The 14,093-nt window shown below is 65.3% G+C and carries 13 protein-coding genes; 5 read left to right on the top strand and 8 right to left on the bottom strand.

All coding sequences use genetic code 11. The annotated features are described in order from the left end of the window. Positions 1-231: 231 nt before the first annotated feature. Both ACT4OC_RS13990 and ACT4OC_RS13985 read left to right on the top strand, forming a co-directional pair. Positions 232-777, top strand: a complete 546-nt coding sequence (locus ACT4OC_RS13990; RefSeq protein WP_444839586.1) for a sigma-70 family RNA polymerase sigma factor — start codon at positions 232-234, stop codon at positions 775-777. A 62-nt stretch (positions 778-839) separates the two neighbouring features. Beyond that, positions 840-1,751, top strand: coding sequence for an anti-sigma factor (locus tag ACT4OC_RS13985; RefSeq protein WP_444839585.1), 912 nt, complete (start codon positions 840-842; stop codon positions 1,749-1,751). 153 nt (positions 1,752-1,904) lie between these two features. Here the strand turns inward: ACT4OC_RS13985 and ACT4OC_RS13980 are convergent, their stop codons facing one another. The 5 genes from ACT4OC_RS13980 to flhA form a co-directional block, all read right to left on the bottom strand. Next, on the bottom strand, positions 1,905-2,105 hold the full coding sequence (locus tag ACT4OC_RS13980; protein ID WP_444839584.1) for a hypothetical protein: 201 nt from the start codon (positions 2,103-2,105) through the stop codon (positions 1,905-1,907). A 324-nt stretch (positions 2,106-2,429) separates the two neighbouring features. Further along, the gene (ubiV, locus tag ACT4OC_RS13975; protein ID WP_444839583.1) at positions 2,430-3,353 is read right to left on the bottom strand and encodes a ubiquinone anaerobic biosynthesis protein UbiV; all 924 of its coding nucleotides are present in this window, start codon (positions 3,351-3,353) and stop codon (positions 2,430-2,432) included. A 7-nt stretch (positions 3,354-3,360) separates the two neighbouring features. Continuing rightward, positions 3,361-4,377: a ubiquinone anaerobic biosynthesis protein UbiU gene (ubiU, locus tag ACT4OC_RS13970; RefSeq protein ID WP_444839582.1), complete on the bottom strand. Its 1,017-nt coding sequence runs from the start codon at positions 4,375-4,377 to the stop codon at positions 3,361-3,363. After that, entirely contained in the window at positions 4,367-4,885 is a 519-nt protein-coding gene (gene ubiT / locus ACT4OC_RS13965; protein ID WP_444839581.1) for a ubiquinone anaerobic biosynthesis accessory factor UbiT, read from the bottom strand. The genes ubiU and ubiT overlap by 11 nt, the downstream gene beginning before the upstream one ends. Before the next feature lie 102 nt (positions 4,886-4,987). Further along, positions 4,988-7,120 (bottom strand): flagellar biosynthesis protein FlhA, encoded by a 2,133-nt coding sequence (gene flhA / locus ACT4OC_RS13960; RefSeq protein WP_444839580.1) that lies wholly within the window; start codon positions 7,118-7,120, stop codon positions 4,988-4,990. A 1,126-nt stretch (positions 7,121-8,246) separates the two neighbouring features. Between flhA and ACT4OC_RS13955 the strand changes: the two genes are divergently transcribed. Continuing rightward, entirely contained in the window at positions 8,247-8,450 is a 204-nt protein-coding gene (locus ACT4OC_RS13955; RefSeq protein WP_444839579.1) for a DUF6894 family protein, read from the top strand. Positions 8,451-8,550: 100 nt separating this feature from the next. Here ACT4OC_RS13955 and ACT4OC_RS13950 read toward each other — a convergent pair whose 3' ends face one another. The 3 genes from ACT4OC_RS13950 to ACT4OC_RS13940 are packed head-to-tail and all read right to left on the bottom strand — an operon-like array spanning position 8,551 to position 12,180. Then, a complete protein-coding gene (locus ACT4OC_RS13950; RefSeq protein ID WP_444839578.1) occupies positions 8,551-10,824 on the bottom strand; it encodes a xanthine dehydrogenase family protein molybdopterin-binding subunit in 2,274 nt (757 codons plus the stop codon). Continuing rightward, positions 10,821-11,315 (bottom strand): (2Fe-2S)-binding protein, encoded by a 495-nt coding sequence (locus ACT4OC_RS13945; protein WP_444839577.1) that lies wholly within the window; start codon positions 11,313-11,315, stop codon positions 10,821-10,823. Before ACT4OC_RS13945 ends, ACT4OC_RS13950 begins: the two co-directional genes overlap by 4 nt. A gap of 4 nt (positions 11,316-11,319) precedes the next feature. After that, positions 11,320-12,180 carry an FAD binding domain-containing protein gene (locus tag ACT4OC_RS13940; protein WP_444839587.1) on the bottom strand — a complete coding sequence of 287 codons (861 nt, stop codon included), beginning with the start codon at positions 12,178-12,180 and terminating at the stop codon, positions 11,320-11,322. 287 nt (positions 12,181-12,467) lie between these two features. Here ACT4OC_RS13940 and ACT4OC_RS13935 point away from each other — a divergent pair, with 287 nt between their 5' ends. Both ACT4OC_RS13935 and ACT4OC_RS13930 read left to right on the top strand, forming a co-directional pair. Continuing rightward, the gene (locus tag ACT4OC_RS13935) at positions 12,468-12,866 is read left to right on the top strand and encodes a RidA family protein (protein ID WP_444839576.1); all 399 of its coding nucleotides are present in this window, start codon (positions 12,468-12,470) and stop codon (positions 12,864-12,866) included. 215 nt (positions 12,867-13,081) lie between these two features. After that, the gene (locus ACT4OC_RS13930) at positions 13,082-13,696 is read left to right on the top strand and encodes a PilZ domain-containing protein (protein ID WP_444839575.1); all 615 of its coding nucleotides are present in this window, start codon (positions 13,082-13,084) and stop codon (positions 13,694-13,696) included. Positions 13,697-14,093 lie beyond the last annotated feature (397 nt).

The raw sequence follows: 14,093 nt of genomic DNA, 5'->3' as shown, positions 1-14,093 counted from the left end.
AAAATCGCATCCGTCGTACACCCTCGTGAATGGATGCCGTGCCCATCGTGCCCCCTTTGTTCTGGGGCACCAAAAACACGACACTTCACGAGCTACAAACAGGCGACAGATCACGCGCTACCGACAGTCCACAAACCAGCGGCTTGGTGGCCCGTAAAGGGCAGGGTATGCTACCGGGACAGCGGCGCTCCCGGTCCGACGGCGAGGGGGATCGCGATTGGGGGAGTTTGAATGCTGACGCCGGCGGAGCTGGTCTGGCTGATTGCGGCGGTTGCGAAGGGGGATGAGGCTGCTTTCGAGCGGCTTTACGCCGCCACGCGCGCGAAACTCTTCGGAGTGGTGCTCCGTATCTTGCGGCGACAGGATCTCGCCGAGGAGGTCATCCAGGAGGCTTACGTCAAGATCTGGCACAGCGCCGGCCAGTTCAATCCCGCGCTGTCGTCGCCGATCACCTGGATGGCTTCGATCGCCCGCAACCGCGCCATCGACGTCGTGCGCAAGCGGAGCGAAGCTTCCATTGAGGAAGAGCCCTCGGCCATGGAAGTGGCGGCCGACTCTCCCGACCCGCTGGCGCGGCGGGAGATGACGGAGGAGTTGAAGCGGCTGCTCGAATGCGTCGGCCGGCTCGAGCCCGATCGCCAGAAGCTCGTGCTCCTTGCGTATTACAACGGCTGGAGCCGCGAGCAGCTGGCCGCGAAATTCGAGACGCCGGTGAATACGGTGAAGACGTGGCTGCGCCGCAGCATGATGGATATCCGGGAGTGTCTTGGACTCTAGGGAGAATTCGACTTTCGGACTTGAACATCGGGGTTTGGGGTTTGGACTTTGGACTGTGACTGATGGCCTATAGCGAAGACCATATCGCGCTCGCGGCGGAATATGCGCTCGGCACCCTCGATGCCGACGAGCGCTCGCAGGTCGAGACCATGATGGCCGTCGACAACGAATTTGCCGCGATCGTGCAGGCCTGGGAATTTCGCCTCGGCGTGCTCAACCAGATGGTCGGCTCGGTGGAGCCGCGCCCGCTGGTCTGGGACAACATCCGCCGCGCCATCGGCCATGGCGGCGAGCAGGCGCCGCTGGTGCTACCCGACGCGCCGCCGCCCACGGCTCCCGCCGCGCCGCCCGAGATCGTGCCGGAAGCCAACGACAATCAACCCACTGCCGCACCGCCGCCGCCCGCTGTCGCCGCCGGCGCGAACGTCATCCAGCTCACTGGTCGAATCCGGCGCTGGCGCAATGTCGCAAGCGTTGCGTCTGCGATCGCTGCGGCGCTGCTGGTGATGGTGGGCCTGCAGGTCTATCAGCCCGACGCCCTGCCGGACAGCATCCGCCCGAAGCCGCGAACGCAGGTGGTGGAAGTGAAGACACCGCCGCCACCGGCCGCCGCGCAATATGTTGCGCTGCTGCAGGGCAATGGAAACGCGCCGGCCTTCATCCTCACGGTCGACGCCGCGACCAGGAATTTCACCGTGCGCAAGGTCGGCGCCCAGCCGGATGCCGGCAAGAGCTACGAGCTCTGGATCGTCTCCGACAAGCTGCAGCGGCCGCGCTCGCTCGGCGTGATCGGCAACGAGGATTTCACCGCGCGCCCGGTACTTTCGGGCTATGACGCCGAGATCGTCAACCAGGCGACCTATGCGGTGAGCATCGAGCCGCAGGGCGGCTCGACCACGGGCGCGCCGACCGGTCCGGTCGTGTTCGCCGGCAAGCTGATCGAAACGGTGCCGCCGGCGGCGCCTGCGCGCTGACGCCGGAATTTTCGCAAGCCGCAAAAATGGAAAACGCCCGTGGGGAGCGGGCGTTTTCCGGTCGTCAACTTGGGGTAGTTGGGGTCTTCTAACATCCACGCAGCGACTTTGGGGGGCTGGTAAAGAGCTACGTGAATTCCGTGAATTTCTCCGTTAGCGGACGAGCGATGCTCCCGAGCTGGTGACGGCGACCGGCTTGCCGGCCTTCATCACGCGCGCGGTCTGCACGCCGTCGTCCGAGCTTGTGACTCGCGTCGAGATGCCGAGCCCGGCGACCAGGATACCCGCCACAAGGGCCACGACCACGATCTTGAGATGGGTCGTGCGATCTGCGCTGTAGATCGAGTGGTTCATGGAAGTCTCCTGCCGCCTTCCTTCTCTGTTGGATTGGTGTGCTCCGCTCAGAGATCGGTTCAACGTCTCGCGTTTCCAAAACGTAGGAATCGCGTTTGGCGTTCCCCAGAGGCGATCACAAGGCGGTGATAAGACTTGAAAACGCGCGATTGGAGTTGCCGCGCCGATAAGGCGCGTCGACTAATTATGACGTTATTACAATGACTTATGGAGGTTTTTGTCGTCGATCTGCCGATCCGGCGGACGGAACCGGTTACCCGACAAACCAGTTGCCTGTGGCGAAAATGCTTCGCCGCTCTTGCAGCTGATTTGCGCGCGCTCGGTTCAGCTCAGCTTCTGGTCGACCGTCCAGCGATAGCCGGGCTGGCCGTGGAGGAAGCCGTTCGAGAACGGCGCTCCGAGTTGCAGCGTATCGAGCCGGGCAAGCGCCTCGGAAGGGGCGATCTTGCCGTCGAGGAGATCGCGGAAGCTGGAGGCGACCAGCACCATGTCGCACCCGTGCGGCGACAGGCGAAAGCGGCGGACGCCCGCGGCCGTCAGCGCGGGGATTTCCTGTGCGAGGTTCACGTACTCGTAGCTCAGGGTCTGGATGCCGTTGATGACCAGAAACGGCTTGCCGTCCAGCGTGGTCAGCGGAAGTCCGTCGGCGTCGTTCTCGCAGACGAAGCGGCAGGTGTCCTTGGTGCGGCCATGCGCGCGGGCGTGATAGCAGCGCGCCGAGAGCGCCAGCGACTGCCGTCCGAACACCTGCACCTCGATCGTTACGCCCTCGGCGGTAGCCGCGGTGCAAAGCACGCCGACGGACGCGAACGGCAGCTCGGCCGGCAGGCAGATGTTGCGCGCGCCCTTGGCGGCGAGGAAGCGCAGGGTCTCCTCGTTGTAGACGTTCATCAGCGGGCCGATGCAATGCGGCCGCCCGCGCAAATGCCAGGCTGCCGAAGAGTCATTGGCTTCCACGAGGTCGCTGACGCGCTGGCAGACATCGCTGACCAGCCGGCGGTCGACCTGCGATGCCGTCTCGCCGAGCGTCGAGTGCACCACCGTCTTTCCCGCCGCGCGAAGCCGCCCGGCGACCGCCTCATAATGCTCGTCGAACAGCGGCGCGCGCTTGGAGCAGATGGTCTCGCCGAGATAGACCGTCGCCACCGGCGCCTCGTCGGCGATGCGGAAATAGAAGTCGCGCCATTGCTCCGGCGCCCAGTTGAAGAGATTTGGGCCGAGCGTCAGCTCGAAACGCGCCTCGTCCATGACCCTGCTATCTCCAGCTCTTGCTGCGGAAGGCGCCCTGCGTTTCCTTGTGGCCTTCGGTCAGCGCGATCAGGTTGGCGAGCGATGCTTCCTTGCCGGCCATGATCTCATCGACGGCGCGGCGGAACGCGCCCACCACTTCCTTGACATAGGCGCGGCTGCGCTGGCGGCCCTCGATCTTCAGCGCAGTGACGCCGGCGCGCATCAGTTCGGGCAGCAGCCCCGACAAATTGAGCGAGCGCGGCTCCTCGAAGGCGTAATAGGGCTCCGCGTGTGCCGAGCAGGAATAGCGGCCCTTGCAGATGGTCGGATAGCCGCCGCTCTCGCCGCAGGCGTAGCGGTCGATCACGAACGCGCCGAGCCGGCTGGTCAGCGCCCCGTCGGCTTCCTCCTCGAAGCGGACGTCGGCGGCCGGCGAGCAGACGCCGTCCATGTTGGTGGAAATCCCCGTCACGTAGTTGGTGAGGCTGCAGCGGCCTTCGGCCATCATGCCGATGTTGCCGAACACGAAGGCCTCGATCTCGCAGGGAATCTGGCGGTGGATGGCGGCGATCTCCGCCACCGTGAGGATGCGCGGCAGCACCACGCGCTTGATGGAAAATTCCTCGCAATGGAAGCGGATCGCCTCCGGCGAGGAGGCGCCGGCCTGTACCGACAAATGCAGCCGCAACTGCGGGAAGTTTCGCGAGGCGTAGGCCGCAACCCCCATGTCGGCGACGATCATGGCGTCCACCGCGGAAGATGCGGCGACCTCGATCGCCTCCTTCCAGAGGCCGAACTTGCCGGCCGGCGGGAAGGTGTTGACGGCGAGCAGCACCTTGGCGCCGCGCGCATGGGCGTACTCGACCGATTTCTGCAGTTCGCCGGGCGAGAAGTTCAGTCCCGGGAAGTTACGTGCATTGGTCGCGTTCTGCAGGCCGCAATAGACGGCGTCGGCGCCGGCATCGACGGCGGTACGCAGGCTCGCCGGCGTGCCCGCCGGGCAGACCAGCTCGGGCCGTCGGGGGACGATGTCATCGTTCATGGCTGCTCCTGCCGCCGAGGGAGCGGAAATGGGAAACCGTCATCGCGGCGATCGGGGAAAGCGGACCGAAGCAGCCGGTGACGGCCTGCACCAGGCCGCCGTCGATATCGTCGAGCGCATTGCGCAGCGCGACCACGGCCTCGGTGTCGCCGGTGACGCGCAGATCGCGCGAGAAGAACAGGGCATCGCCATCGAGCGAGCCGTCGATCAGCCGAAACAGGTTGAGAAAGGTGCCGGCGATGCGCGCGTGCGACGGCGGTGCCTCGAAACGGCGGCAGGCACCGAGCGCCGGCGCTTCCGGGCGCGGCCGCAACACGAGCACGAAAGGAAGATCGGTCGGATCGATGATGAAGGTCTTCTGCGCGTGCGGCCCGAGGCGAAGGAAGATGTCGGGCTGCTTGCGGGCGACCTGCGTGCCGATGAGACTGAGAATGGGTTGCAGCAGCGGGAGAGGGAAGAAGCGCAGGAGTTGAACGAGCGAGAAGCGATCGGCAACCGGAGCAAGCATGGCGTCTCACTAGCGCCGCTTCGCCGCGTCCGCAATGGCTCACGCGCCGCGTAGAACGATTCTACGATGCGCATGATCTTTGCGAATGAACCTTAGAAGCGCTCATACGCTGCCGACCGTCTTCAGCCGCGCGCGCGGATGGATTTCGGCCTGCGACAGCACCGTGGTCTGCGAGCGGAAGCGCTCCACCAGCGAGCGCACGAAGGGACGGATCGCCGCGGAGGTCACCAGCACCGGCGCCTCGCCCTCGCGCGCGGCGTTCTCGAAGGCGATGCGCACGCCGGTCATGAACTCCGTGAGCTTGGAGGGCTGCATGGCGAGGCTGCGCTCTTCGCCCTGGCCCACGATCGACTCGGCGAACGCCTGCTCCCAGCGCGCCGACAGCGCGATCAGCGGCAGGTAACCGTTGAAAGAGGTGTTCTGCGCGCAGATCTGCCGCGCCAGCCGCGCGCGGACATGCTCGACCATGGTCGCGGGATTGCGCGAGAAGGCGAGCGCATCGGCGATGCCTTCGAGGATGGTCGAGAGATCGCGGATCGAGATGCGCTCGGCCAGCAACAACTGGAGAACGCGCTGGATGCCGGACACCGTGACCTGGCTCGGCACGATGTCCTTGACCAGCTCGCCCTGTTCCTTCGGCAGGTCCTTGAGCAGCTTCTGCACCTCGCCATAGGAGAGCAGGTCGCTCATGTTGGCCTTGAGCAATTCGGTGAGGTGGGTCGACAGCACGGTCGCGGCGTCCACCACCGTGTAGCCCTTCAGCGAAGCCTCTTCCTTCAGCGCGGCGTCGACCCAGGTGGCGGGCAAGCCGAAGGTCGGCTCCACGGTGTGGATGCCCGGCACCTGCACCTGGTTGCCGGCGGGGTCCATCACCATGAACTGGTTCGGCCAGATCTTGCCTGTGCCGGCGTCCACTTCCTTGATCTTGATGATGTAGGTGTTGGCCTCGAGCTGGACGTTGTCGAGGATGCGCACCGCCGGCATCACGAAGCCCATCTCGATGGCAAGCGAGCGGCGCAGCGCCTTGATCTGCTCGGTCAGGCGGTCGGTGCCGTCGGGACCGTTGACCAGCGGCAGCAGCGCATAGCCGAGCTCGATCTTGAGGTCGTCGATCTTCAGCGCCGTGGAGATCGGCTCTTCCGCACCAGCAGCGCCCGCGGCAGCGGCAAGCTCCGGGGCCGCCGCAGCCGCAGCGGCTGCCGCCTTCTCGGCGCGCTGATGCTTGCGCGCGGTCAGCGCCAGCGCGGCGGCGCCGCCGCCGAGCGCCAGGAACGGGAGCATCGGAATGCCGGGGAGCAGCGACAGCACGATCATGACGCCGGCGGACATGCCGAGCGCTTGTGGATAGCCGGAGAGCTGCTTCATCAGCGCCTTGTCGGCCGCGCCGGACACGCCCGCCTTTGAGACCAGCAAGCCTGCGGCGGTCGAGACGATCAGCGCCGGCACCTGCGTGACGAGGCCGTCGCCGACGGTCAGGATCGTGTACATGCGCGCCGCATCGCCGAAGCCCATGCCCTGCTGCGCGACGCCGATGATGATGCCGCCGATGATGTTGATGAAGACGACGAGGAGCCCTGCGACCGCGTCGCCGCGCACGAATTTCGAGGCGCCGTCCATGGCGCCGAAAAAGCCGCTTTCGTCCTCCAGCGCCTTGCGGCGCTCCTTGGCGGTCTTCTCGTCGATCAGGCCGGCGGAGAGGTCGGCGTCGATCGCCATCTGCTTGCCGGGCATGGCGTCCAGGTGGAAGCGCGCCGCGACTTCGGCGATGCGGCCCGAACCCTTGGTGATGACGACGAAGTTGACGATGACGAGGATGGCAAAGACGATGATGCCGATGACGAAATTGCCGCCCATCACGAAGTTGCCGAACGCTTCGATGACGTGGCCGGCAGCTGCCGTGCCCTCGTGACCGTGGGACAGGATCAACCGGGTCGAGGCCAGGTTGAGCGACAACCGCAGCATGGTGGAGATCAGGAGGATGGTCGGGAAGGCGGAGAATTCCAGCGGCGCCTGGATGAACAGCGAGGTCATCAGGATCAGGATCGACAGTGTGATCGAGATCGCCAGGAACAGGTCCAGCACGATCGGCGGCAGCGGCAGGATCAGCACCACCAGGATGGTGAGGATGCCGAGCGCCAGCGCGATGTCGCCGCGTCGCAGGATGGTGCCGATTTCGCTGAGGCTGGGAAACCCGCCGCTTGCCGCCGTGCCCTGACCCGCCGTCACATCGACCATGGTAGCTGCGCCCCCCCGCGCGTGCCGCCCGCGCGCGCCAAACGTCTGCGCGGCGGCCGTGGGGCCGCCGTTTCGAAAGTGAGGCACCGCTGCAGCGTCCACGGGGATATCCTCCCGTATTCAACGCGTCCGACGACACTCGACTTCACCCGGCAATTTTTGCCCGGTGTATGGTTAGCAAAGGGTTAACGGGGAGGCCCTCCGGCGACATTCCGGGGCGAAATGGCGACCTCCGCCTCGCGCAACGACGTCATACCCCGCGCATGCGGGTATCCAGTACGCCGCGGCCTTTCGTGTCGATCATGAGCATCTCTGGAATACTGGATCGCCCGCCTCCGCGGGCGATGACAGCCGAAGGCGTTATTGCGAGGAGCCAACGGGTCGGCGCGAAGCCCGCCCGATGACAGGCTTCGCGCGCAATGACGGGGACACATGTGTTCTCGTTCCCGCGGCGCGATTCGCCCGGGTCTTGCCATCTCGTTTGCTCCCTCCTCGGAAAGAGGGCGCAGGGAAAGCCGGGCGCTGGCTGCGCCCGCAGCACCGTGTGCAACGGTAGTGGAAGAACGCACACGGATTTGACAGGTACAGCCGAGGCATCCCGGCTTCCCCTGCGCAATGGTTCTAAGGCTTATACGTGATCTCCCCGGGGAGCGGCCTTTCTTGCCCCCGTAGCCGGCGAAAGAGAATTCCGCCGACGTAGCGCCAGGGTCGCGGCGCCAGGACCACACGACTTCGCCGTCCGCCGCCGCGTTTCGCCCGGTGCAAGCACCTGACGCAGCAAGCGGCCCATCGCAACCCGCACCACGTTTCGTGACGATCGCGAAACGTCCCTCACGGTGGCACGGGCTGGGCGGCGAGATACCGCAAATCGTAATTCTTGTAAATAGAATTATTTTTTTCAGAATATCTTGACAGACCCTTGGTGTATCCGCGCCATACCAACGACTAGCCATGGTAGCTTGTTAGATTGCGCCAGCGTAACCCGCCGGACACTGTTCCCACGGGAACCAAGCAGGAGTGGCGGCAGCCAATGAAACGCGAGCGCAGGCCGACGCTGCGTTTGACGAGGATCAAGGCAAGGCCACCGCCCGCACATATATTGCCGAGTGACGCTTGCGGAGGTTCCATGCGCTTCTTCTTCAACACGCACGACAAGCTGAAAATCCAGGACGAACTGGGCCGCGAGTTCGCGGCTCCCTCGGAGGCCGTCGCCTTCGCCAAGCACCTTGCGGCGGACCTGCGCTGCCTCGAAACGGCGGTGCGGCCTGCGCTCGCGATCGAGGTGGTCGCCGAGAACGCCGGATGCATTCACCGGGAGTTGGTGTTCTGAAATGAGACCGCAGGGCGGCTTAGCGCAAGCGTAACCCGCCGCAACTGCATCTGCGGAAAGACGGCGGATTACGCCTTGCGGCTAATCCGCCCTACGTATTTCATTCCGCGGCCTGCTTCATCCCCGCGTCGAGCGCCGCGCTCACCTTTGGCGGCGACATCGGCAGGCTGTAGAAGCGGATGCCGAGTGCGTTGTAGATGGCACTCGCCACCGCGGCCATCACGGGCACCAGCGGCACCTCGCCGACGCCCTTGACGCCCTGTGGGTGTTTCGGGTTCGGCACCTCGACCATGATGCAATCCAGCATCGGCAGGTCGGAGCAGACGGGCATGCGATAGTCGAGGAAGCCGGGGTTATCGACCTTGCCGTCCTTGTTGTAGATGTACTCCTCGTTCAGCGCCCAGCCGATGCCCTGCGCGACGCCGCCCTGCAACTGGCCCTCGACATAGCCGGGATGGATGGCGCGGCCGACGTCCTGAACCGCGGTGTAGCGGAGCACGCGCACGATGCCGAGTTCGGTGTCGACCTCGACGTCGCAGATATGCGTGCCGAAGCCGCCGTCGGCGCCCGCGGTGTTGAGCTGTACGCCGGCGCCGATCGGGCCGCCCTGAGTGGGCGCCTTCTCGGCGAGCTCGACCAGCGTCAGCGGCTCGAACTGGCCGGCGTTGGGGCTGGCCGGATGCGCCGCACCCTGCTCCCACTTCACCGCCTCCGGATCGATGTTCCAGATTTTTGCCGCGCGCTCGCGCAGGGTCTGGATCACCTTTTCCGTCGACTGCGTCACCACCATGGCGGAAGCGAACAGCACGCGGCTGCCGCCGGTCAGGTTGGAGAAGCCGACGGTCTGGGTGTCGCCGATGATGACGGAGACGCGGCGGTAGTCGATGCCGAGCAGCTCGGCGCAGATGTTGGCGATGGCGGCGCGCGAGCCGCCGATATCGGGATGGCCGGTGGTGACGACGACGTTGCCGTCCTCGGTGACGTTGACCTGCGCGGAGGATTCGCCGCCGGCGTTGAACCAGAAGCCGGACGCCACGCCCCTGCCCCGCGGCTTGCCGTGGCCGTCGCCGAGCGGCGCCTTGTAGTGCGCCGATGCCTTGGCCGCTTCCACCGTCTCGATATAGCCGATGCGCGGAAGGGTCGGGCCGTGCGCGGCCTTGGTGCCTTCTTTGGCGCCGTTCTTCAGGCGGAAGTCGAGCGGGTCGATCTTCAGGGCTTCCGCCACCTCATCCATCACGCATTCGACGGCGTAGGCGCCGATCGGCGCGCCGGGCGCGCGATAGGCCGCGACCTTCGAGCGATTGGAGCAGACGTCGAAACCTTCCGAAAGCAGGTTCGGGATGTCGTAGGGCGTGAAGCTGCAACCGGCCGCGCCGCGGATCGGCGAGCCCGCGAAGGCGCCGGCCTGCAGGTAGAAGGTGCCGTGGGCCGCGACGATACGGCCGTCTTTGGTCGCGCCGATCTTCACAGTGCTCTTCGAGCCCGAGGTGGGCCCGGTCGCGCGCCTCACTTCCTCGCGCGTCATCACCATCTTCACCGGGCGCCCGGATTTCTTCGCCAGCAGCGTCGCGACCGGCTCGAGATAGACGATGGTCTTGCCGCCAAAACCGCCGCCGATCTCGGCGGGAATGGCGCGGATGTCGCTCTGCGGGATGCCCGTCAGCATCGAAGTCATGGCGCGGACCATGAACTGGCCCTGGCTGGAGCTCCAGATCGTGGTCTTGCCGTCGGGCGCAACCGAGATCAGGCAGGCGTGCGGCTCGATATAGCCCTGGTGCACCGGGCGCGTGGTGAAGGTGCGTTCGATGACCACGTCGGCCTGCTTGAAGCCGTCTGCGATGTCGCCCTTCTTGTGCTCGAGGCGGCCCATGATGTTGGAGGGTTTGCCCTCCCACTTGTTGAACTCGTGCAGAACAGGCGCGTCGGGCTTGATGGCGTCCTCGATCTCGATCGACCAGGGCAGCACCTCGTAGTCGACCTCGATCAGCTTGCAGGCTTCCGCCGCGATCGCCTCCGTGGTGGCGGCAACGGCCGCGACGGGGTGGCCGGGGAACAGCGCCTTGTCGCGCGCCATGACGTTGCGGCACATCCAGCGCATGTCCTGGATGCCGAGCATGACCGCGCCCTTCTCGATCGGGAAGTCGATGATGTCCCTGGAGGTGACCACCGCCTTCACGCCGGGCAGCGCTTCGGCCTTCGCGGTATTGATCGACTTGATGCGCGCATGCGGATGCGGGCTGCGCAGGATCTTGCCCCAGATCATCCCCGGCATGGTGGTGTCGGCGGCGAACTGGGCGCGGCCGGTGACCTTGTCCATGCCGTCGGGACGAATGGTGCGCTGGCCGATCCACTTGTTGTTGGTGACGAGGTTCATTGGGCTGCCTCCCTGATTCCGTCGCGCATTTCGGCCGCGGTCTCCAGCACCGCGCGCACGATCTTGTCATAGCCGGTGCAGCGGCAGAGATTGCCGGCGAGCCAGAAGCGCACTTCCTCCTCGCTCGGGTTCGGGTTTTTACGCAGCAGCGCATCGGAGGCGACCAGCATGCCCGATGTGCAGATGCCGCACTGGAGCGCGGCGTGCTCGAGGAATTTCTGCTGCAGCGGATGCAGCTTGTCGCCGTCGGCGAGGCCCTCGATGGTCCCGATCTCGGCGCCTTCCGCTTCGGCGGCGAGCATCAGGCAGGAGCAGACCAGGCGGCCGTCCACGGTGATGCTGCAGGCGCCGCAATCGCCGGAGGAGCAGCCCTCCTTGGAGCCGGTCAGCCCCAGCGGCCCGCGCAGCGCGTCGAGCATGGTGTCGTCAGGCTCGCACAGATATTCCATCGGCTCGCCGTTGATTGATGTGGTGACGTGAATCTTGGCCATGAAGTTACTTCTCCGTCGCGCGTTTGGCGGCGATGGCGGCCGTGCGCTTGAGCAGCACGCCCGCGGTCTTGATGCGGTAGGCGATGGTGCCGCGCTTGTCGTCGATCGGACGGCAGGCGGCGCGGCAGGCCTCGGCCGCTTTCTCCAGCGCGGCATCGTCGAGCTTCGAGCCGATCAGCGCTTTCCCGGCGGGCTCGACCAGCAGCGCGGTCGGCGCGACCGCGCCGAGGCCAACGCGGGCGGCGGTGCAGACGCCGTCCTTGATGGTGAGGCTGACACCGAGGCCGACGACGGCGATATCCATCTCGGTGCGCGGGATCATGCGCAAATACGCATCGCTCGAACCCGCAGGGCGCAGCGGCAGCTTGAAGCTGACCAGGATCTCGCCGGGCTTCAGATTGGTGCGGCCGGGGCCCGCAGGCACCTCCTCCACCTTCATCTCGCGGCGGCCGTTCGGGCCCTGCACGGTGACGATGGCGCCGGCGGCGATCATCGCGGGCACGCTGTCGCCGGCCGGCGAGCCGTTCATGAGATTGCCGCCTGCCGAGGCGCGGCCCTGCACCTGCTTGGAGCCGATCAGGTTGATGCCTTCCAGCACGCCGGGCCACACCTTGCCGAAGCGCGGATGCTCGGCCAGCGCCATGCCTGACGCCGCAGCACCGATGCGGAAGCCGCCGTCGGCGGTTTCCTCGATGGCCGTCATCTCGGCGATCTTCTTGACGTCGACAATCACGCCCGGCCTGACCATGCCGGAACGCATTTGCACCAGGAGATCGGTGCCGCCTGCGAGAATGCGCGCCGCACTGCCTGCGGCCGCAAATGCCCCAATCGCTTCATCGAGCGATGCGGGCGCAAGATATCGGATATCAGCCATAGAACTAGAAGGCCTCCCCATTTTGTTTGCACATGATCTGATCCGAAAACCGGTTCCCACTTTTCGGGATCATGCGCGAACCCTTTGTTTTGATTGGTTCTAAGCCTACACGCTGAAGTCGGACTCGAACAGCCTCCGCGCTCGGTGCAATCGGCATGCTTCCCATGCGCAGAGCGGCCATTGCACTGCGAATGGGCAGCGTTCCCCGCGCCGGTTTGACAGAAAACCCGCCCGCGCTTTACGCAAGCGAAAATGACACAACCAAAAGAGGCCTGCCGATGAATACCCGCGTGGAAACGCTGACGCCGCCGAACACGCCCAAGCCAATCGGCCCCTACAGCCACATCGCCAAGGTCGGCCAGCACATCACGATCGGCGGAACCGCGGGCTTCGATCCCGCCACCGGACAACTGGCCGGCCCCGACATCAGGTCGCAGACGCTGCGCATCCTGGAGTCGTTCAAGGTCATGCTGGAGGCCGTCGGCTCCGATCTCGACCACGTCGTCCACGTCAACGTGTTCCTGCGCGACATGAAGGATTTCGAGGCGATGAACGCCGCCTATGTCGATGTCATGGGCGAGCACCGCCCGGCACGCACCGCGTTTGCCGTGCACGACCTGCCGAAGCCGGACGTGCTGCTGACGATGAATCTCACCGCGGTGACGCGGGAAGCGTGAGTTCGTAGATGGGTTGAGCCCCTTGCGAAACCCATCACCTTATCGCGGAGGCATGGTGGGTTTCGCTGCCGGTCAACCCATCCGAAGCTGCATCGCGTCCGGGACACGAGGGGCGTTCAGGCAAAGATGAACCGACACAACCGCCGCTAACACATCGTTAACCCTATCCGCCTTAGGGTCGACGAGGCGCCGAGATCCGGCGTCGGGTGGCCACGATGTCGTTTGCGCAAAAGAAATCATCCCTGCCGGCGGCGCAGGAGCGGCGACGCTTCCAGCGCGTCAAGGTGCATCTGCTCGGCCGCTACATGCTGCCCGACCGGCGCGAATTCCCCTGCCAGATCATCAATATGTCGCCGGGGGGCCTCGCCCTGCTGGCGCCCGGCATCGGCAATGTCGGCGACCGCGTGATCGCGTACCTGGACCATATCGGCCGGGTCGAGGGCAAGATCACCCGCATCATCGACAACGGCTTTGCCATGACGGTGAGCGCCACCGCCAGGAAGCGCGACAAGCTCGCCGCCCAGCTGACCTGGCTCGCCAACCGCGACATCCTCAACTTGCCGGAAGACCGCCGCCACGACCGTATCGTGCCGCGCAATCCGATTGCGGTGCTGACGCTGGAGGACGGCCAGCGCATGAGCTGCCGCATCATCGACCTGTCGCTGTCGGGAACGGCGGTTGCCGCCGAAACCCGCCCGCCGCTGAAATCCATGGTCCGCCTCGGCTGCGTGCCGGCGCGGGTGGTGCGCTATCTCGAGGAGGGCTTCGCGCTGGAGTTCACCCACGCGCAGGATCCGGAGACTCTCGAAGAGAGCGTTACCATGCGGTAAAGCGCGTTCCGCGCAAAACACGTCGCATTCAGGCCAAAAGGCGGTATCCGCGGCGTCCGGATACCGCCTTTTGCTTTCCGGCTTCCGCAACCCTGGGGTTAACGCGCACCTTCTTGCTCGAAATTCCGCAGCAGACCCAGTGCATCGCCGGTTAACTCGTAAAATTTGAATCAATTGCAGTTGTCTCGAATTTTAGTCGAATTCGATTCAAGTATAGTTTGAATTCGCCGCGTCTTTTACTTGCATTCGCGTCAAATCTACTTGGCCGGCTTAGCGGCGATGCAAATCCTTTGTGTGAAACGTGGTCCCAACAAGAAAAACGGGGGCCACAATGTTGTTGAAGGGACAGGGGAAGCGGCTGGCAGTACTTGCCATCCTTCTGGGGATGACCGTCCAG

Origin of the sequence: Bradyrhizobium sp. (genome assembly GCF_052389815.1) — a bacterium.
GTDB lineage: Bacteria > Pseudomonadota > Alphaproteobacteria > Rhizobiales > Xanthobacteraceae > Bradyrhizobium.
The sequence above is the reverse complement of the archived record's forward strand: the minus strand, read 5'-3'. Positions and strand labels throughout refer to the sequence as shown.